Below are 19,316 nucleotides of genomic sequence, written 5' to 3' on the forward strand. Positions count from 1 at the left end.
ATCTCCTGCTCACGACTTCATCGTCAGCGTTGTTTCTTTCTTCTGCCAGCAGCCGGTGCCGTCAGGAACAAGCTCTTGAATAACCACTGTGTCATTGCCAATGTTGATAATTTGTCCGAAGAACAAACCCAACCGACTGCCTTTCTTCGCCTGGTAAAGTCCGCCATCATTGGTTTTAAATAACACCCAGGTGTCACCGTTGGAGCGGAAGCTGCCGGTGAGCGACAGTGCATCAATACCGTAAGCTTCCAATGGCTCCTGCGCCCGGTTGGAATCCGGCTGTAAACAGTTGGTTTTGACCTGCGCCACTACGGGAGCCCGAGTGGCTTTCGGGCGGATAAACGGACTGCGAAATTCCTGCGCGTTGTAGGCAAACACCGGTTTTTGTTCAAATTCCGGATAAGGTTCGATACTCGGTTTGGTGTTTTGTCTGACTTCATTGGTGTAAGTCACCAGATCGTCAATATGCGGCGCGCAGCCTGATGCGGTCAAGGCTACCACTGCGATACTCAGGAGGCGCGTAAATTGCGACATTACTTACTCTCCTTTTTTTCAGTGGTGGCGGCCCGGTAAGTCTTGGCCAGCAGGCTTAAACGTAAACCGTTCTGGTCACTGTGTACTTCAAAATCGTGCATTGTCACGATTCGAGGCAAGTCGGCCACTTTAGACACGAATTCACCAAAATTGTGATAGCCACCAGACACCTCAATGCGAATTGGTAGCTCGGTGTAAAATTCTTTAGGGATTTCCTTTTCCCAGTTCAGTAACCGGAAAGTAAGGCCGGCGCTGGTGCCGACATAAGTAATGTCATCCAGCAGCCCGGGCGTTTCATTACGGGTTGGCAGCGACTTCAGCATTGAGGAAAAATCTTCTTCGATTTGGGCCAGCTGTTCTTTGTAGGCCGAAAGGTTAGCCGCCAGACGGTATTTTGCCTGAAACTGCATTTTTAACTCGGCTTCCTTGGCTTCAGCCTGATCCAGTAGCGGCAGCTTGGGGCTAACAATACCGAAATAGCTGATACCAGACACCACAATCACAATGAATAAGGCTACAACGGTTTTTACCTCAAATGGCCAGATGGCAATTTGTTCAAAATCGAGGTCGTTAATCTCTTTTAATTTGGCAAAGTCAAACTTCTTCATTTGCCACCTCTGTCTTGTTGTTCTTTCTCCATTGCCACCTGTTCGGTAATGGCAAAGGTCAGGGTAAATTCACTTACGGCATCGGTTGCGCTGGTGTCGGCAACAATCGAAGACAGTTCACCAGAGCTAAATACTTTTGATGTTTCGAGTTGGCGCATAAATTCGGCCAGGCGGTTGTTAGACTCGCTGGTGCCACGTACCTGAATACTGTAGCCGGTGCGCTGGAGTGATTTAAAGCTAACGCCCTGTGGCACTATACGAGCAAGCTCATCGAGTACCTGAGGGGCCAGATTACGGCTGCTTTGCAGTTGTTCAATCAGGGCCATGCGTTGCTCGATGGCCGACTTACTTTCTTTAATGCGTTTAATTTCTGCAATCTGACTGTCGAGAGCGGTGATCTGGGTCTGCAGATACTGATTGCGCGAGTTTTGATTACTGATCTGGGTATCGATAATCTGGCCTATAAACCAGAACAGCAGGCCGGTCATAATGGCCACGAACGCCAGTACAATTATGTACTGTTGTTTCTGCTGCTGACGGCGTTGTTCACGCCAGGGCAGTAGGTTTACATGTGCCATCTTGACATCCCCCTGCTGGCGAGGCCTGCAGCAATTGCCAGTAAAGGTGCAACCTGCTCGACCTGCTCAGCATTTAGTTTGTCACTGATTTTGACATTGGCAAAAGGATTGAAGACTTCCACCGCAATGCCGAGATCCTGTTGTAAAGTATCTACCAGCGCCGGTATAACCGCGCCAGCGCCCGTCAGGATGACTTTTTCAGGACGCTCAGTCTGCATGGTGCTCATGTACATTTGTAAGGCACGATTAATCTGCTGCTGCAGATTTGCCGCAAAGATAGGCAGGGTATCACTAATCCAGTTGCTTGGTAGGGTATTGTTGATTAACTGTTCCTCAGTATCTTTGCGATCAAGCATGTGCACAAGAGACAAATCCTGAATCAGCGCATCAACGCCGAAAGTGTGCTCTTTGGTATACACAGTTTTGCCATCATCCCAAACAGTAACCTGCAGAAGAGATGAACCAATATTAATGCAGCATATACGCTGGGTTTCTTCGTTATGGGGATAAAAGTAATCTACCGCATTACCCATAGCGTAGGTTTCCACGTCCACCACTTTCGGCTCGAAGCTATGTTCACGTACCAGCGTGGAGCGATTATCCACCACATCACGGTGGGCGGCGGTAAGCAACACGTTCACTTTACCAGAATGGGTTTCACTCATACCCACTTCCTCGAAGTCCAGATAAACTTCTTCCAGCGGGTAGGGGATTAAGCTGTCGGCCTCGACTTCTATCTGTCCTTCAAGCTCGTAGTCGGACTGATCAGGTTCCATATGCACGATTTTGCTGATCACCGAAGTGCCGGCTACGGCAATGACTGCTGGCTTAATTTTACTCTTAAGTGCCAAACGAACTTTACGTAACGCCAGACTTACTGCGTCGAAGTCGGTTATCTCACGCTCTCTGAATGCTTCTTTAATAATCGGCTCGCAGGCAAACGCCGTCAGCGTGTAGTCGCCCTCAGCGCCTTCCAACACAACTGCCTTGATGCAACGGGTGCCAATGTCGAGTCCGACAATGGGGGGTTGCTTTTTCTTGAACAGCGATTTTAGCATAGTCAACTGAGTCTCATTTACTTGCTATCAATTTCTAACATAAGATGTTACTTAAATTTTTTCTATTTAATGGTTCTAATAAATACACTTAGGTATAAAATATAAGTCATTTTTGCAGAAAAGCCCTGTTTATTCTTATTGTGAAGTATATCAAAACCTTCTTATTGCTCGGATTTGTCGGTGCACTGCTCGGCGGTATTGCACTTACGGGTATTTATTTTTATATCAAGCCGGACCTGCCCAGCGTTGCAATCCTGAAAGATGTGCGATTGCAAACGCCTATGCGTATCTATACGCATGACGGTAAACTCATCTCGCAGTACGGCGTTAAACGCCGCATCCCGGTTACCCTGGAACAGGCCCCGGATTTACTGCAAAAGGCCATCCTGGCAACAGAAGATAATCGTTTTTACGAGCACTTCGGTATTGATCCTATCGGCATCACACGGGCTTTCATTAACCTTGTTCTGACCGGCGAGAAAAGTCAGGGTGCAAGTACCTTAACCCAGCAGTTGGCACGGGGGTTCTTTTTAACCCGAGAGAAAACCTATATTCGTAAAATAAAGGAAGTGTTTATTGCTCTGCATATGGAAGCCGAGCTCAGCAAAGACGAAATTTTCGAGCTGTATTTAAATAAGGTGGAGCTCGGACACCGCTCTTTTGGTTTTGGCGCAGCGGCCCAGGTTTACTATGGCAAGCGACTCGACGAACTAACGCTGGCGCAAATAGCTACGCTGGCTGGTTTGCCCCAGGCCCCTTCAGTATTGAACCCGGTGAGCCGTCCGGCACGTTCGGTGGAGCGCCGTCGCATTGTGCTACTGCGGATGCTCGATGAAGGTTACATTACCCGCCAGCAATTTGATGAAGCTGCCAGTGCGCCGGTTACAGCCGAGAAGCATGGTGCAGAAATTGAACTGGATGCCCCTTACCTGGCCGATCTGATTTATTCAGAAATGGTGACGTTGTATGGCAAAGAAGAAGCGGAGACCGGCGGATACCAGGTTTATGCGACCGTTTCGTCTGAATTACAGCAGGCGGCACAAAATGCAGTAAAGCAGAATTTACACGATTACGATGAACGTCATGGTTATCGCGGCGCGGTGGCACGCTTGTGGCCACAACAAAAAGATCAGCCAACGCCGGAGACTGACGAGGCAGAATCCGGCTGCGAGACCACACCACTTTATCCGTACTGGCCTTGTGAGGTAACGGAAGAAGCGGTGATCAGTCAGTTAGACAATGCCGGCGCGTTTGGTTTTGTGTTCCCGGTAGCGGTTATCAGCGTCGATGAGCAAACTTTTATCACCCGGGATGTCACTGGCACTGAGCGGGTCATTGAATGGCAGGGTATGGACTGGGCCCGGCCATTTTTAAGCGATAGCCGGCAAGGCCAGCCTCCCTCCGAGGCGTCTGATATTGTCAGTGCGGGTGATATTGTTTATATCCGGCAGCAGGATGGTCTGTGGCGGCTGGCTCAATTACCCGCGGTCAGCGGCGCCTTTGTTGCGTTGGACCCGCATGATGGCGCGGTACAGGCCATTGTTGGCGGATACAGCTTTTATCAGAGTCAGTTTAACCGGGCGACTCAGGCCAAACGTCAGGTGGGCTCAAATATCAAACCATTTGTTTATTCGGCGGCGCTCGATAATGGCTATACCGTTGCCAGTATTATCAACGATGCGCCAATCAATGAGTGGGATGAAGCAACCGGCGTCGCGTGGCGACCGCAGAATTCACCGGCTGAATACGACGGGCCTATCCGTATGCGGGTGGCACTGGGTAAGTCTAAAAACGTGGTGTCAGTGCGTTTACTGCGTGGTGTAGGGCTGGACAATACCATTGAACACCTGACCCACTTTGGTCTGGACAGAACGGATATCCACCGTGATGAAACCGTATCGCTGGGCTCAAGTTCTCATACGCCACTGGAGATCGTTCGCGGTATGGCTACGATAGCCAACGGTGGGTTCTTAATTGAGCCGTATTTTATCGACCGGGTACTCAATGAAACCGGGGAAGTGTTATGGCAAACCAATCCGGTAGTTGCCTGCGATAACTGCGCAGAAAGCAGTGCAGAAAAGGCGAACCAGGACGAGCAGGAAACCGATATTGAGGCGCTGTTAGCTGCGGAGTTAAATCAGTCGCTGCCAGCCCAGTCGGATATTGCAGAAGTTATCGCAGCGCCCCGGGTAATTTCAGCTCAGAATGCATTTTTAGTCGCAGATATGATGCGTACCGCCGTCAGAGCCAATGGCAGCTGGAACAAAAAGACTTACTGGCAGGGCACTGGCTGGCGCGCCAGAAACATTCTGCAACGCACCGATCTGGCTGGTAAAACCGGTACAACTAATGATTCCCGGGATGCCTGGTTCAGTGGTTTCAGCCGCAACCTGGTCGCCACCGCCTGGGTGGGTTTTGATGACATGACAAGGCAACTTGGCAGAGCGGCTTATAATAATCCGCTGGCCAAACGGGATCCTGACCGCTTCGGCTGGATTGGTAATGCCATGGTAGGCACGGAGAGTGGTGCTATGGCAGCACAACCAGCGTGGATCCGCTTTATGCAGGTAGCGCTTGAAGACGAGCCGGAAGAAGCTATGTCGGTACCCGATGATATCGTACGGGTGCGAATTGATCGTACCAGTGGGAAGTTGACCCGACGTACAGACCATACCACACTATTCGAGTATTTCCTGAGGGGCACTGAGCCGACCGTGTATGTCTTAGAAGATGACGTCATGGATCCGGCTGAGCAGGAAGACTCAACGCCTGACGTAGAGGAAATCTTCTAACGTCTATACTGATAACGACAATATAAAAACTGGTTAATAACAATGTCTGATGACGATAAGCGATATTTGTATATACCGCATGCCGGCCCGTCTTTGCTGGAAACTCCCTTACTCAATAAAGGCAGCGCGTTCAGCGCTCAGGAAAGGGCGCGCTTTAATCTTACCGGTCTGTTACCCCCGCGCTACGAAACTATCGAAGAGCAGGTAGAGCGGGCTTACCTGCAGTACAACTCCTTCGATGAGCCGCTGAATAAGCATATTTACTTACGCGCTATTCAGGATAACAACGAAACCCTGTTTTACCGTCTGATCCAATCGCACATTGAAGAAATGATGCCGATTATTTATACCCCTACCGTAGGGGATGCCTGTGAGCAGTTTTCAGATATCTATCGCAGTTCCCGTGGTTTGTTTATTTCCTGGGAAGAGCGCGATCAAATTGATGATATCGTCCGTAACGCGACCAAACGTAAAGTAAAAGTCATTGTAGTGACCGACGGCGAGCGGATCCTTGGCCTTGGCGATCAGGGCATCGGGGGAATGGGTATACCCATCGGTAAACTCTCCCTGTATACCGCCTGTGGTGGTATTTCACCGGCGTACACTCTGCCGGTAATGCTGGATGTGGGGACCAATAACGAAAAACTGCTGAATGATCCGATGTACATGGGGGCCCGTCACCCGCGTATCAGTCAGGCCGAGTACGATGAATTCCTCGACTTGTTTATCAAGGCTGTCAATCGCCGCTGGCCTGAAGCTCTTATTCAATTTGAAGATTTTGCCCAACCCAATGCGATGCCACTGTTGAACCGCTATCGAAATGAAGTGTGCTGTTTTAACGATGACATTCAGGGCACGGCTGCGGTGACCCTGGGCACCATTCTGGCCGCGTGCAGAATGAAGCAGGCAAAGCTCTCTGAACTAAAAGTGGTGTTTGTCGGTGCTGGCTCGGCCGGTTGTGGTATTGCTGAGATGCTGATCCAACAAATGTGTTCTGAAGGACTCAGGGATGAAGAGGCCCGTAAGCAAATCTTTATGGTCGACCGCTACGGTCTGGTGATGGAAGGTCAGGAGGGGCTGCGCGACTTCCAGCAAAAACTCCAACATAGTCAGGACGAAATCGCTGACTGGTCGTTTAGCGGTGAATATCCGGTGCTACTGGATGTGGTTAACTGCGCTAAGCCTGATGTGTTAATTGGTGTATCTGGCCAGCCCGGCTTGTTTACTGAGCATGTGGTGCGAGCCATGAAGCGCCACACCGAACTGCCCATTATCTTTCCGCTTAGTAACCCGTCACGTCAGGTGGAAGCGCGTCCTGAACAGGTTATTGAATGGACCGAAGGGGAGGTGATCATCGCCACCGGCAGTCCGTTTAAGCCCGTCGAATACGAAGGCAATGTGTATCCGGTAGCCCAGTGTAATAATAGCTATATCTTCCCAGGGATTGGCCTGGGTGTCATTGCTGCTAAGGCACGCTTAATCAGTGATGAAATGCTGATGGCCGCCAGTAATGCGCTGGCCAATGCTTCGCCGCTGGCTAATTCCGGTGAAGGCGAACTACTACCGCCACTGAGAAAGATCTCGGCTCTCAGTCGCCAGATCGCCTTTGATGTGGCTAAGGTCGCTATGCAGCAAGGCCTGGCACTGGAGCAAACTGACGACAACCTGTTAGCCAGTATTGAGAAAAACTACTGGCGGGCGGAATACCGCCCCTACAAGCGGGTTAGCATCTAATTGTGACCAATATTCCGGCTACGCAGGGGCGTAGTCGGAAAAAACTGTTATCGTTTTGCAACATTTACCGACCCCATCTCCCTCTCTCAATTCAATATTTCAATTTAACTCACTGTTTATTATATAAAAGTCTGTTTTGGCACGGCTCTTGATTATACTTAAGTGTAATGCACTTGCTTCACTAGGGCATGCATTGCACATTGCTTTTCAGATGTGTCTCAACAACGTCAATCCGACTGGATGAAGCGTTTGTTGTTCCCTTCTTTTGATCCTCAGGGGGCGATGGAGTGCCCCCTCTTTTTTTCTAACACGGTTATGAGTGCTTAACTATCCAGCTCACAATGTCAGCCCAGAAAGGTAATCCGTGTTTGGAGAAAAAACGCATATGCCCAAGATGCTTCAGACCATGCATGTCCGGATCGAGTACTTTTCGCGTGACCCTGAGGTTTTGATATACCGTGAGAATATCTTCCATATTAACCTCTGGTGATATTTGGTCGTCGATGGCTCTTAGCCACAATGCAGGTTGAGTGAGCTGATCGTAATACTGCTGTTGAATATGACTACCAAACTCGGTTTTGGCATAACCCTGACCATTACACCAGCGTCGCCACTGAGCGCCTACGCCTTTGGGCAGCGGCTCACCCATCCCCATCCAGTGCGATTGCGTGCGACCAAATAATGCGTTGGTGAGTGGAATAAACACGTTCATATAGAACTGTGCCTGGTACTTGTAGCTGCCGGTAAAATTACGCAAACAGCCGGAAGAGCTGCCATAGGTTATAAGGCTGGTGAGCTCGGTGGCGTTAGGCATCAGCCCGGCTAACTGACCACCGGCGCTGTGCCCTATTAAGTGGGTGGGCCGGGCTGGGAATTGCTGTTGCAGAAAAGCCAGCGCCGCCGGCATATCTTTCTGGCCCCAGTCCTGCAAGCGGGTTTCGCGCATCACCCGGCGGGTTTTCGGCGAATCGCCGATGCCGCGGTTATCAAAGGTGAGCACGGCAATGCCCTGTTCCGCCAGGAAGGTGGCGAAACGAGTATAAAAGCCCTGTTTTATACCGGTTGCCGGTGCAATCATAACGGTCGCAAGGGGCGCCGCTAAGGGCTTATAGAGTAAGCCTGATAAACAGACATCGTCTGTACACTCGATAGTGACAGCGTGGGGAGACAGCATAGATGACCTTCTGGTCTAACCAGTTTAAGCCAATTATAACGAACTCTTAACAATATGAAAGAGGGGTATTTTGTCGGGCGGGTTCGTAAACCGCATTTTTATTCGCTCAACAGGGGTAATACTTGGCAGTGTATTCGTCACCTCTTCGCTCAAGAGACCTGTCGGGCGAAGCGTTTTGATAACAGCCAAATAGTAAGGAGCAACCCCTTTACCTGCACGCTTATTCTCTTTAAACAGAAAACGAAAGGACGCCACGCTTCAAATCCAGATGGTACACGCTAGGCATCACTGGCTTCTCACCGATGCTTATCGAAACAAGTTGTGGCTATTTATCGCCAACGCATGCAAATTGAAGAGGGCTTCAGAGATATGAAAAGCACCAAGTTCGGGCTTGGCTAAGAACAGAACAAAAGCGTGAAAAAGCAGCGCCTAACAATACTGGTATTGCTGACTACGTTAGCATCACTGGTTGCTATTTTACTGGGTATGGTGCTCGTTTCTTCGAACAAGCATCGTCAATTCCAAGCCAATACCGAAACTAGAAGCGTGCTGTCATTCCATTACCTTGGACTCGGAACTGTCGCTTGCCGAATACGGTTTACCATAGGACATTGGAAAGCTGCACTCAGGTGGTGCAGCTACCTAATAGACGCAGCCTGGGCTGGAAGCGTATGAAATTAAAATCGTGGGGTTCCCTCAAACTCCTACCCCCTTGAATTTTTTAAAGTGCTGAGTTTATCGACGCCTTAAACAATAAACTAAGGCGTTAATTATTCATAGCGCTACAAGCTGTTAAAAAGGTAATGTTTGCATTGGTACAAGTCTGTTGCCCCTCAGCTGGTGTTGAACATGTCTGTACAGCATAGGTTTCCCTGCAAATAGCCCATGAGGGGGGGGTTGAGCCGCCGACAAAAGGGTCTTCTTTTGTACCAGAACCAGAGGGCGAGCTTGTATCTTCGACTTTTTCACCTTTTTTTCTGATATACTCAATAGTACAGGGAGATAGCTCAGCACCCTCAGTGTCGCTGATGTAAGAGCTGCCAGTATCACCTAGCAGCTCATCGGCTTGTATTCCATCGATTTTTGAGTGAATTTTACTTAAACCTAACGCAACCTTTGCTAAATACTTCTGAGAACCTGGATCAAATTGTGCTTTAAGGAATACATTAAATGCCAGGTAATTCTGTCCGTTATACCATTTTGTTACGATGATTTTTCGTTCTGAATACTGTAGAGAAACTGATGCTCCTATGGATCCTTTCCCTATCGAAAATCCTCCACCATTCGGTAAAGCTTCTGATTGATATTCAACGGAAGTCTGGCCAGCCATGTGTTGCTCAATCGCTCCAGCAAGATCAGTCTTCATCGTAGAGCGGGTATTTACATTTCTAAAGTAGTCAGTTGGATGAGGGGAGTCACAGGTCTCCATTCCATCAACATTGGCAACATCATTCATCGGGTAACTTTCCGGGGATTCCATCGCATTGCTATAATCATAATGACTAACAGTGGCCGCAGATAAATCGAAATCGTTATAAAGAGTAAAGAAATCCTGGATCAAGTCACTCTCTTCAGGTGAAGGCGCTAATTCATAAACTTGGTAGAACTCCTGACCATTTGAATCTTTATTGGTTATTACTTCAAATTTCCAAGCAGAGGAGTTTGAAAACTTCGCCACTATTATGTTTTGCGATACTGGAGGGCAAAAATTAGGTCCACCGCCAAAACCATCTGATTCGCAAGCGTTGTCAGGTGCGTTTTGTGATGCAATTTGTTTCGCTTCCGAAAAACTACAATCATCGCAGGCGAAGACTTGTAAGTCTTGAGAAAAGGCAACATTTGTTGATAATGCGCCGAGGAGTAAGATCGTTATTAAAAGCGCTTTTGATACTGAGTCCATTTGGTAAACGTCCGTTTTAAAGTTGATCTTTAGAAACGGAGTTATTAACATTCGTTGGGGCAACTGTCAAAATAGTTCTACAAAAAGTTTAATGTAAAATGGTCAGCGTACAGTAATCGTTCGATAAATGTACGCTGACCCTGAGGTATTTATGGAACTGTTTAACTACCTGGCATAAAAGCGCGACTAACCGCGGTAATGGCGTGCGTGAAAAGCCTGCTTAATGGAAACGCTGCGACAGTAACGAGCATAGGTCGTGGCATTAATACTAAAGCCTTTGAAAAACATCGGATTAAACGTGCTGACCGTTTGCTTTCAAACCCGCATTTGTTAAGTGAAACTCAGTTTATATTTGCATCTATATGCCAACTATTTTTATTCGCCCAACAGCGGTAATACTTGGCAGTGTATTCGTCACCTCTACGCTCAAGCGACCTGTCGGGCGAAGCGTTTTGATAACAGCCAAATAGTAAGAAGCAACCCCTTTACCTGCACGCTTATTCTCTTTAAACAGAAAACGAAAGGACGCCACGCTTTAAATCCAGATGGTACACGCAAGGCATCTAAGCATTCGAAAACCCACGCACAAGGAGCAAAAGCCCCGAGGCTGTTAGCCACATCACTGGCTTCTCACCGAAGCTTATCGAAACAAGTTGTGGCTATTTATCGCCAGCGCATACAAATTAAAAAAGGCTTCAGAGACATGAAAAGTACCAAGTTCGGGCTTGGCTATGAACAGAGCAAAAGCGTGAAAAAGGAGCGCCTAACAATACTGCTATTGCTGACTACGTTAGCATCACTCGAGGCTATATTACTGGGTATGGTGCTCGTTTCTTCGAACAAGCATCGACGATTCCAAGCCAATACAGAGACAAGACGCACACTATCATTCCATTACCTTGGACTCAGGGCTGTCGCTTGCCGAATACGGTTTACCATAGGACAGTGGATAGCTGCACTCATAATGGTACAGCTCCATAGCTGAAGGGCCTGGGCCGGAAGTCCATGAAATTAAATTCGTGGGGATCCCTCCGGGATACTGCCACTGCAACCGGGGAGCCCGGCTACAGTGCAGGCTACAGCTATAAATCGAGGGTATAGACTTTTGATTTACGCTGGAAGTTATACAGTTCTTTCTTTTGCGCCGGTAATGCGTCCACGTCTGCCGCCTTGAAACCCTGATCCAGAAACCAGTGACCGGTAACCGTGGTCAGCACAAACAGACGCTGGATCCCGGCCGCAATGGCGCGTTCGCGCACTTCATCGAGAATACGTTCGCCACGGTTTTTACCGCGATAATCGGAATGTGTGGCCACGCAGGCAAGCTCAGCAGAACCGTCATCAGGATACAGATAAAGGGCAGCACAGGCGATGATCATACCGTCCCGTTCTATAACGATAAACTGATGAATTTCATTCTCTAAACGTTCGCGGGAACGTTTTACCAGCACGCCACTTTCTTCCAGCGGCTTGATGAGATTCAGAATGCCGCCTACATCATCGATGGTGGCTTCGCGGAGCTGTTCGTAATGGTTTTCCATCACCAGTGAACCGGCACCATCCCGGGTAAACAGCTCCTGCAGCAGTGCACCGTCTGTTTCGTAACTGACACAGTGAGCGCGCGGAATTCCGGCGGCAACGCTGGTAGTCAGCGCGCGGATAACAGTGGGTTCGGTCATTAACTCATCGTCACGGTGTAATTGCTCAAGCAGGTTACGCTCAATGGTGCGGATGAGTTTGCCGTCTTTACGGAAAATGCCGGAATAATTTGAAAACACCACGAGCTTATCAGCTTTCAATGCAATAGCCGCCTGGGTAGCCACGTCTTCATGGGACAGGTTAAATACCTCGCCGGTAGAAGAGTAGCCCATTGGCGACAGCAGCACGATAGAGCCGTCGTTGAGGTGATCGTTGATCCCCGTGGTGTCGATACGACGCACCTGGCCGGTATTTTCAAAATCGATACCGTCGAGTACCCCCATAGGCTTCGCAACCACCAGATTACCGGTACATACACGAATGTGTGCACCGTGCATAGGTGAGTTAGGCAAACCCATAGTCAGCAGCGCTTCAATATGGCAGCGTACTGAGCCGGCCGCGTCTTTCACGCACTCCAGGGTTTCTTTATCGGTGATACGCACGTCGTGACTAAAGCGAGCTTCAGTTTTGCGCAGTGCCACCCGTTGATCAATTTGCGGACGCGCCCCATGCACCAGCACAAGGCGAACGCCAAGGCTACTGAGCAGGGCGATATCCTGAATAATATTGGGAAAGTTGTCGTCTTCAATGGCTTCGCCACCAAACATCAGCACAAAGGTTTTACCCCGGTGTGCATTGATGTAAGGCGCCGAACTTCTGAACAGTCCGATACTTTCGTGATGCGATAGCACCATTGGTAATTATCCTAACTTATCCAGTTTTTCCAGTTCTTCATACAGTGCTTTGGTAACGGTTTCGGCACTGGTTCCGCCCAGAATATTGCGTTTGTCCACGCCATATTCGAGCTGTAAAACCGGGTAAACATCTTCGTCAATTTCACTGCATACCGATTGCAGTTGGGTGATTGATAAATCTTCAATGGGGGCATTCTGCTCCAGCGCCAGCAATACCACCTGGCCGGAGATATCATGAGCGGTTCTGAACGGAATGCCTTTACCTACCAGGTAATCAGCCAGTTCAGTGGCGTTTGAATACCCCTGTGCTGCAGCAATGCGGCAGCGTTCTTCATTGAGCGCCAGGCTATCGAGCACTTCGCACGCGATACACAAGCAGCAATGCCACTGGTTAACCGCATCGAACGCGCCTTCTTTGTCTTCCTGCATGTCTTTGTTGTAGGCCAGTGGCAGGCCTTTCATGGTAACCAGCAACGCTTGCAAGTGACCAAATACACGACCACATTTACCACGCAGTAATTCCAGTGCGTCCGGGTTTTTCTTTTGTGGCATCAGCGATGAACCAGAGGTCACGCTGTCGCCCAGTTGCAGAAAGCCCGCTTCGCCGGAGTTATAAAAGATTAAGTCTTCGGCCAGACGGGATAAATGCATCATGCTGGTGCTGGCGGTAAATAACAGCTCCAGTACGAAATCACGGTCTGATACGGCATCCAGACTGTTCAGGCACGGGCTGGTAAAGCCCAGCTGATCGGCAATTTCGTCACGGTCTACCGGATAAGTCGTACCAGCCAATGCACCAGAGCCTAATGGGCACTGATTCATGCGCGCATGCAGGTCGTTTAAACGGCTTAAGTCACGCTTAAACATTTCTACGTAAGCCAGGCACCAGTGGGGAAAGCGAATTGGTTGGGCCCGCTGTAAATGCGTATAACCCGGAATGATCGCTTGTTGGTGACGACTGGCGGTATGCAGCAAGCTGCGTACTACCGCCGTAACATCGGTTTTCAATGATTCAATGTGGGTGCGGCACCACAAACGGAAATCGGTTGCGACCTGATCGTTACGGCTTCGGCCGGTGTGCAGCTTACGCCCCACATCGCCGAGTTTGTCGATCAGCGCGGCTTCTACAAAGCTATGAATGTCTTCTTCGCCACTTGCGTTAAAGTCAATTTCACCGGCTTCTGCCTGGGCTTTTAAGTCGCTAAGTGCCGCTTCCAGTTGCTGCTGTTCCTCGGCGGTCAGTACACCGGCTTTAGCCAGTGCGCGCGACCATACGATGGAGCCTTCCATATCCTGCGCGGCCATGGCCTGGTCAAACGGTAATGAATCGTTAACCTGGCGAAACATGTTACTGCTGCCGGCAGCGAACCGGCCTCCCCACAATGCCATGATTACTCTCCCTGCTTTTTCAAGGCCGCAATACGGCTTGATAAGCTAAACAGACGGATAAAGCCTTCGGCGTGTTTCTGGTCGTAAACATCATCGGCACCAAAGGTGGCAAAGTCTTCAGAGTACAGGCTGTTAGGCGACTGACGCTGAGTGACGGTAGCCTGACCTTTATAGAGCTTAACCACAATTTCGCCGGTGACGTATTTGGCAAAAGAGGCCGCGCCGGCAATCAGCGCATCACTCAGCGGGGTAAACCAACGGCCATCGTACATGACGTGAGAAAATTCCAGTGCCAGCTGTTCACGGTATTTCAGTGACGCTTTGTCCAGTACCATGGTTTCCAGCGCTTTATAAGCTTTCAGCAGAACGGTGCCTCCCGGGGTTTCATAACAACCACGTGACTTCATGCCCACCAGGCGGTTTTCAACGATATCGATACGGCCTACACCGTGCGCTGCTGCCAGCGTGTTAAGCGCAACCAGGCCTTCGTAAGGGGAGACTTCCTCGCCGTTTACGTGAGTCAGTGCACCTTCGTTAAACTTCAGGTTAATACGCTCTGCCTGATCCGGCGCTTCTTCCGGATCAACGGTCATGGTCCAAACCTGCTTGCTTGGTTCACACCACGGATCTTCCAGTTCACCACCTTCGTGAGAGATGTGCCAGGCGTTGGCATCACGGCTATAGATTTTGGTGGCAGATGCGGTGGTCTTGATGTCACGCTCGGCTAAGTAAGCCAGCAGATCTTCGCGTGATACCATGTCCCACTCACGCCATGGCGCGATAACTGTCAGGTCTGGTGCTAAGGCGTTAAACGCCCCTTCAAAGCGCACCTGGTCGTTACCTTTACCGGTACAACCGTGACACAATGCATCGGCACCAACTTTACGGGCAATCTCTACCTGCGCTTTGGCAATAACCGGGCGCGCCATCGACGTACCTAACAGGTATTCACCTTCGTATACGGCACCGGTAGTAATGGTTGGGAATATATATTCTTTAACGAATTCTTCTTTTAAATCCACGATGTAGCATTCGCTGGCACCCGTGGCGATGGCTTTTTCTTTTAAGCCTTCTAACTCTTCGTCACCCTGACCAACGTCTGCCGCAAACGCGACAACTTCACAGTCATAGTTTTCTTTTAACCATGGAATGATGGCTGATGTGTCTAAACCGCCTGAATAGGCAAGCACAACTTTATTGATTTTGCGCATAATGAGTGTCCTGACTAGGCTCCAAGTAAATGGGTTAAAATTGCGTTTTGGCCGTGCATCCGGTTTTCAGCCTGTTGCATTAACAGCGAGGCGTCGCTGTCCATCAGACTGCCGGTAATTTCCAGGTCACGGTGGGCTGGCTGACAATGCAATACATGGGTTGCACCAGTCAGTTCCATTAAGGCCTCGTTAACCTGATACGGCATAAATTTCTCTTTAATGGCTTCAAGTGGCGTATCGTCGCCCATTGATAACCAGGTATCGGTATAAATCACGTTGGCGCCTTTGGCAGCGGCAACGTCATTTGACTCAATAATTTTCACACCGGTCTGTTCGGCAATTGCTTTGGCCTGAGCCACCATTTCTGGTGCTGCTTCATGGCCTTCCGGCGTTACCACTACCTGATGGCAGCCCAGCAACGCGCCAACAATCAGCAGTGAATGCGTGACATTATTGCCATCGCCGACGTAGGCCATTGTAAGGCCTTCGCAGCTACCAAACTTTTCGAATAAAGTGAGGTAGTCGGCCAGGCCCTGACAAGGATGATACTTGTCGCACAGCGCATTAATCACCGGTACCTTGGCCGCTTCGGCAAAGGTTTCCAGCGTGCTGTGTGAGTAGACCCGGGCGACGATCGCATCGGCCCAACAGGCCAGGTTCGCGGCAACATCTACCGAGTCCTCACGACCGGCCAGTTTGTTAGACTGACTGTCTAAGTAAACCATATGGCCACCTAAACGGTTAATACCTATGTCAAAGCTCACGCGCGTACGCAGCGACGGTTTCTCAAACAGGGCAACAATTGACTTACCGGCCAGGGCTTGAGAATAAGCCTGGGGTGCCTGTTTAATTTGTACCGCTAATGACAATAGTGCCTGCATTTGCTCTGGTGTCCAGTTAGCAAACGTCAATAAATCCTGCTTCATTTTATACTCCAGATGTCTGGGAGGCCGGAATTACGCGTGTTCCGGATTGATTATTTAATATTGCTGTCAGCGGCGCTGACCAGTTAGCAATGGTTACCGGCTTAGCCAGTTCGGTGGCGGCTTGCATTGCCGCAGCCACTTTAACCAACATGCCGTCTTTGATCACGCCCTTTGCCACCTCATCATCGAAACGTGACTGCCCGAGCTCATGAATAAGCTGTTTGTCTGCATCGAGTACGCCGTCTACGTTTGATAACAATAACAGGTCGCCGCCCATGAGTTCTGCAATCACTGTGGCGGCCTGATCGGCATTGACATTAAGCAGGCGTCCGTCGGTGTTACTGCCAATAGAACTAATCACCGGCAGGAAGCCAGCGCTAAGCAATTGGTTGAGCAGTTCGGGTTTTCCGGCTGCCGGTACACCCACGGCACCGTATTTTTCGTTGAGTACTGTACAATGAGTAATACCGCCGTCCAGCAAGGACAAGCCAACGGGGGTAATACCCGCACCTATCGCCAGACCGCATAAGCTTTTATTGGCACTGCCAGCCAATGCGCCGCAAACATAAGGCATTTGCTCGTCGGGTGTCACTCGCAGTCCATCAATCTTGGTACTGGTGAGTTGCATGGCTGCCAGCAGCGTTTCAACCAATGGACCACCACCATGGACCAATATTACCGGACGCTGGCTTTGCAGTGTTTTGATCTCAGATAATAACTGGCCTGCAATCTGTGGATTTTCCAGCAGAGCGCCACCCACTTTAATAACAACCGGCGATTTAACGTCAGCCATTGATCAATCCCTCGGTCGCCGGATATCCCAGCGCTAAATTGGCACACTGCATGGCCTGGGAGGCCGCACCTTTCATTACATTATCGATGGCACTGGTAATGACCGCGTAACCGGATTGTTCATCTACCTTCCAGTGCAAATCACAATAGGGCGTAAACGCAACGTCATCAATTTTCGGGAAACTTTCGCGCAAACGCACAACAGGCTGCTCACCATACACTTCGCTATATAGATTATCCAGTGCAGTTTGGCTGGTGCCTTGCTTAAGTTTAACGGTAACGGTAGCCAGGATGCCCCGTTTGAAATTACCCAGATGCGGCGTGAAGATTACCGGCGTACCCAGGTGGAGTTCGATTTCCGGCGTATGACGATGCCCAAGCACCCCATAAGCCTGCAGACTGACTTCATAGAAACTGGTGCCCAGGTTGGCCTTGCGGCCGGCGCCGCTAACGCCGGAGACGGCATTAATAATAGGGCGGACTGACTCATCCAGAACACCGGCATCGAACAATGGCTTTAACGCTAACAGCGAAGCGGTAGGGTAACAACCGGGCACCGCAACGATATCCGCTTGTGCAATTGCCTTACTGTTATATTCAGCCAGACCATACACAGCTTGCTCCAGGCAGGCTTCTGAGGTGTGAGGAAAGCCATAATAACTGGCGAATACCTCGGTGTCTTTCAGACGAAATGCGCCTGACAAATCGAATACTTTGGCCTTTCCTGATGATAATTCGGCCATCCAGTCGTGGCTGGCTTCATGGGGCGTGGCCAGAAAAATGGCGTCCATACTATTGGCCAGTTCGGCCAGACGATGAGGGGCCAGGGGCTCAAGTACATGTTGGGTCAGGTGCGCCAGGTTACCGTGCAACTGGGCGATGGTTTTGCCTGCGTCCTGACTGTTCTCAGACACCAAAACATGCTGCAAAGTCATGTGTGAATGTCCGGTAATTAAACTCACTAACTGCGCCCCGGTATAGCCGCTGGCGCCTATCACTGCTACGTTAAACATAATCTGATCGTTTGAAATTGATGGGTTACAAAATTAAAAAAACACTTTTTACCTTTGTGTTGGTGCTTGTGAGCAGGCCGATTAAAACCACAAAGGCAAAAAGTGCGCTACGCATACTAGTGCATTACTTCTTCGGCGTTGATGTTCCCCATCGTCGCCATTTGCACTGCATAGTGTAGCCAGCCAGGGGAGAGCTAAACTGGTTTGAGGCAACCGCAACGTGATGTCGGTTGGTTTTAATATTCATGTCCTAATCCTGTCATTTTCGTCCGCTACATTGTTAGTGTAGTCAGGCACAAACACTATGCGGAATCTTAATAACTGCCAATGATACAATTCTGGAATATTTATGCAATAATTTTGTATAAATATTTAATAAAAGTGGCTGGGATGACGGTTTTTCAACAATTTATTTTGAATTTCTTGCCGGATGTAGCAGGATTTGCCATAGTTCGCCAAAAGTCATACAAAATAAAAACAGGAAATAGCATGACAGCCCGCACTGTTGCTCTGGTCGCCCATGACCATAAAAAAGCCGAATTACTCCAATGGGTCAAAAATCATCAGCCTCTGTTAGCACCTTTCAAACTGGTGGCAACCGGTACCACGGGAAAGTTGATAAGTGATGAGACCGGATTGGAAGTTCACCGTTATAAAAGTGGACCACTTGGCGGTGATCAGCAGATAGGTGCACTGATTGCAGAGGGAAAGCTTGATGCGCTGTTTTTCTTTTGGGATCCACTGAATCCGGCACCTCATGACCCGGATGTGAAAGCGTTGCTGAGATTGTGTTCTGTATGGAATGTTCCGGTTGCCTGTACCCCGGCAACGGCAGATCTGGTGGTCACTTCACCCTTGTTCAGCGATGCCGGTCACCAGCGTCTGGTGCCGGATTACGGTAAGTAATGACCGCCATTTAGTCGCTGAGGCGAAACTCCAGTAACACCATTACGCCGGGCTCAGCCTGTGCCTTGCCGCCTGTAACGGCGGGTTTATAGCGCCATTTGGCCAGTGCCCTGCGAGCCTCGCGGTCGAAGATCTATTTGGGGCTGGCGTCGAGCACCGTAATATCGCTAACGCTGCCGTGCTTATCGATGTTGTAAGACAGCATAACCCAACCTTCAAGGCCGTCGCGGGCCGCCTGAGAGGGGTATTTAGGATCAATACGCACAATTAAATTGGATTCGGCCAGCGCAATATCATCGGTAGATATT

At 49.6% G+C, this 19,316-nt stretch carries 17 protein-coding genes and 1 pseudogene; 4 read left to right on the plus strand and 14 right to left on the minus strand.

Going from position 1 to position 19,316, the window contains the following annotated elements; genetic code table 11:
- Nucleotides 1–9: 9 nt before the first annotated feature.
- The 4 genes from AC27IB_RS11265 to pilM are packed head-to-tail and all read right to left on the minus strand — an operon-like array spanning nucleotide 10 to nucleotide 2,778.
- Nucleotides 10–534 carry a pilus assembly protein PilP gene (locus AC27IB_RS11265; RefSeq protein ID WP_487120949.1) on the minus strand — a complete coding sequence of 175 codons (525 nt, stop codon included), beginning with the start codon at nucleotides 532–534 and terminating at the stop codon, nucleotides 10–12.
- Nucleotides 534–1,142: a type IV pilus inner membrane component PilO gene (locus tag AC27IB_RS11270; RefSeq protein ID WP_296044179.1), complete on the minus strand. Its 609-nt coding sequence runs from the start codon at nucleotides 1,140–1,142 to the stop codon at nucleotides 534–536. The genes AC27IB_RS11265 and AC27IB_RS11270 overlap by 1 nt, the downstream gene beginning before the upstream one ends.
- Nucleotides 1,139–1,720, minus strand: coding sequence for a PilN domain-containing protein (locus tag AC27IB_RS11275; protein WP_296044177.1), 582 nt, complete (start codon nucleotides 1,718–1,720; stop codon nucleotides 1,139–1,141). The genes AC27IB_RS11270 and AC27IB_RS11275 overlap by 4 nt, the downstream gene beginning before the upstream one ends.
- A complete protein-coding gene (pilM, locus tag AC27IB_RS11280; RefSeq protein ID WP_296044300.1) occupies nucleotides 1,708–2,778 on the minus strand; it encodes a type IV pilus biogenesis protein PilM in 1,071 nt (356 codons plus the stop codon). The genes AC27IB_RS11275 and pilM overlap by 13 nt, the downstream gene beginning before the upstream one ends.
- Nucleotides 2,779–2,918: 140 nt before the next feature.
- Here pilM and AC27IB_RS11285 point away from each other — a divergent pair, with 140 nt between their 5' ends.
- Nucleotides 2,919–5,570: a penicillin-binding protein 1A gene (locus AC27IB_RS11285; protein WP_487120951.1), complete on the plus strand. Its 2,652-nt coding sequence runs from the start codon at nucleotides 2,919–2,921 to the stop codon at nucleotides 5,568–5,570.
- 42 nt (nucleotides 5,571–5,612) lie between these two features.
- A complete protein-coding gene (locus AC27IB_RS11290) occupies nucleotides 5,613–7,304 on the plus strand; it encodes an NAD-dependent malic enzyme (protein ID WP_487120953.1) in 1,692 nt (563 codons plus the stop codon).
- A gap of 313 nt (nucleotides 7,305–7,617) precedes the next feature.
- Here the strand turns inward: AC27IB_RS11290 and AC27IB_RS11295 are convergent, their stop codons facing one another.
- Entirely contained in the window at nucleotides 7,618–8,478 is an 861-nt protein-coding gene (locus tag AC27IB_RS11295) for an alpha/beta hydrolase family protein (RefSeq protein WP_487120955.1), read from the minus strand.
- 321 nt (nucleotides 8,479–8,799) lie between these two features.
- Between AC27IB_RS11295 and AC27IB_RS11300 the strand changes: the two genes are divergently transcribed.
- A complete protein-coding gene (locus AC27IB_RS11300) occupies nucleotides 8,800–8,877 on the plus strand; it encodes a transposase (protein WP_296049503.1) in 78 nt (25 codons plus the stop codon).
- A 367-nt stretch (nucleotides 8,878–9,244) separates the two neighbouring features.
- On the opposite strand, the gene AC27IB_RS11305 is transcribed toward AC27IB_RS11300, so the two are convergent.
- From AC27IB_RS11305 to AC27IB_RS11340, 8 genes are all read right to left on the minus strand, one after another.
- Nucleotides 9,245–10,378, minus strand: a complete 1,134-nt coding sequence (locus tag AC27IB_RS11305; RefSeq protein ID WP_487120957.1) for a hypothetical protein — start codon at nucleotides 10,376–10,378, stop codon at nucleotides 9,245–9,247.
- A gap of 1,082 nt (nucleotides 10,379–11,460) precedes the next feature.
- Nucleotides 11,461–12,771 (minus strand): amino-acid N-acetyltransferase, encoded by a 1,311-nt coding sequence (gene argA / locus AC27IB_RS11310; protein ID WP_487120959.1) that lies wholly within the window; start codon nucleotides 12,769–12,771, stop codon nucleotides 11,461–11,463.
- Between the two features lie 6 nt (nucleotides 12,772–12,777).
- On the minus strand, nucleotides 12,778–14,160 hold the full coding sequence (gene argH / locus AC27IB_RS11315) for an argininosuccinate lyase (protein WP_487120961.1): 1,383 nt from the start codon (nucleotides 14,158–14,160) through the stop codon (nucleotides 12,778–12,780).
- A 2-nt stretch (nucleotides 14,161–14,162) separates the two neighbouring features.
- On the minus strand, nucleotides 14,163–15,371 hold the full coding sequence (locus AC27IB_RS11320; RefSeq protein WP_296049459.1) for an argininosuccinate synthase: 1,209 nt from the start codon (nucleotides 15,369–15,371) through the stop codon (nucleotides 14,163–14,165).
- A 14-nt stretch (nucleotides 15,372–15,385) separates the two neighbouring features.
- The gene (locus AC27IB_RS11325) at nucleotides 15,386–16,297 is read right to left on the minus strand and encodes an ornithine carbamoyltransferase (protein ID WP_487120963.1); all 912 of its coding nucleotides are present in this window, start codon (nucleotides 16,295–16,297) and stop codon (nucleotides 15,386–15,388) included.
- 1 nt (nucleotide 16,298) lies between these two features.
- Complete coding sequence (gene argB, locus AC27IB_RS11330; protein ID WP_296049462.1) at nucleotides 16,299–17,090, minus strand: acetylglutamate kinase; 792 nt, start codon at nucleotides 17,088–17,090, stop codon at nucleotides 16,299–16,301.
- Nucleotides 17,083–18,102 (minus strand): N-acetyl-gamma-glutamyl-phosphate reductase, encoded by a 1,020-nt coding sequence (gene argC / locus AC27IB_RS11335; protein ID WP_296049463.1) that lies wholly within the window; start codon nucleotides 18,100–18,102, stop codon nucleotides 17,083–17,085. Before argC ends, argB begins: the two co-directional genes overlap by 8 nt.
- Before the next feature lie 124 nt (nucleotides 18,103–18,226).
- Complete coding sequence (locus tag AC27IB_RS11340) at nucleotides 18,227–18,349, minus strand: hypothetical protein (RefSeq protein WP_296049465.1); 123 nt, start codon at nucleotides 18,347–18,349, stop codon at nucleotides 18,227–18,229.
- 242 nt (nucleotides 18,350–18,591) lie between these two features.
- Between AC27IB_RS11340 and AC27IB_RS11345 the strand changes: the two genes are divergently transcribed.
- Nucleotides 18,592–19,008: a methylglyoxal synthase gene (locus tag AC27IB_RS11345; protein ID WP_296049467.1), complete on the plus strand. Its 417-nt coding sequence runs from the start codon at nucleotides 18,592–18,594 to the stop codon at nucleotides 19,006–19,008.
- Between the two features lie 10 nt (nucleotides 19,009–19,018).
- Here the strand turns inward: AC27IB_RS11345 and AC27IB_RS11350 are convergent.
- Nucleotides 19,019–19,276, minus strand: a pseudogene (locus AC27IB_RS11350) (energy transducer TonB); the annotation flags it as partial.
- Nucleotides 19,277–19,316 lie beyond the last annotated feature (40 nt).

Source organism: Alteromonas sp. 4NH20-0104 (assembly GCF_057547795.1).

Excerpts from the sequence above, each read along its gene's own strand:
- AC27IB_RS11305 (WP_487120957.1), bottom strand. The coding sequence starts at position 10,378 with ATGGACTCAGTATCAAAAGCGCTTTTAATAACGATCTTACTCCTCGGC.
- AC27IB_RS11325 (WP_487120963.1), bottom strand. The coding sequence starts at position 16,297 with ATGAAGCAGGATTTATTGACGTTTGCTAACTGGACACCAGAGCAAATG.
- AC27IB_RS11270 (WP_296044179.1), bottom strand. The coding sequence starts at position 1,142 with ATGAAGAAGTTTGACTTTGCCAAATTAAAAGAGATTAACGACCTCGAT.
- argH (WP_487120961.1), bottom strand. The coding sequence starts at position 14,160 with ATGGCATTGTGGGGAGGCCGGTTCGCTGCCGGCAGCAGTAACATGTTT.
- AC27IB_RS11275 (WP_296044177.1), bottom strand. The coding sequence starts at position 1,720 with ATGGCACATGTAAACCTACTGCCCTGGCGTGAACAACGCCGTCAGCAG.
- AC27IB_RS11290 (WP_487120953.1), top strand. The coding sequence starts at position 5,613 with ATGTCTGATGACGATAAGCGATATTTGTATATACCGCATGCCGGCCCG.
- AC27IB_RS11320 (WP_296049459.1), bottom strand. The coding sequence starts at position 15,371 with ATGCGCAAAATCAATAAAGTTGTGCTTGCCTATTCAGGCGGTTTAGAC.
- pilM (WP_296044300.1), bottom strand. The coding sequence starts at position 2,778 with ATGCTAAAATCGCTGTTCAAGAAAAAGCAACCCCCCATTGTCGGACTC.
- AC27IB_RS11345 (WP_296049467.1), top strand. The coding sequence starts at position 18,592 with ATGACAGCCCGCACTGTTGCTCTGGTCGCCCATGACCATAAAAAAGCC.
- argA (WP_487120959.1), bottom strand. The coding sequence starts at position 12,771 with ATGGTGCTATCGCATCACGAAAGTATCGGACTGTTCAGAAGTTCGGCG.
- argB (WP_296049462.1), bottom strand. The coding sequence starts at position 17,090 with ATGGCTGACGTTAAATCGCCGGTTGTTATTAAAGTGGGTGGCGCTCTG.
- argC (WP_296049463.1), bottom strand. The coding sequence starts at position 18,102 with ATGTTTAACGTAGCAGTGATAGGCGCCAGCGGCTATACCGGGGCGCAG.
- AC27IB_RS11265 (WP_487120949.1), bottom strand. The coding sequence starts at position 534 with ATGTCGCAATTTACGCGCCTCCTGAGTATCGCAGTGGTAGCCTTGACC.
- AC27IB_RS11340 (WP_296049465.1), bottom strand. The coding sequence starts at position 18,349 with ATGAATATTAAAACCAACCGACATCACGTTGCGGTTGCCTCAAACCAG.
- AC27IB_RS11295 (WP_487120955.1), bottom strand. The coding sequence starts at position 8,478 with ATGCTGTCTCCCCACGCTGTCACTATCGAGTGTACAGACGATGTCTGT.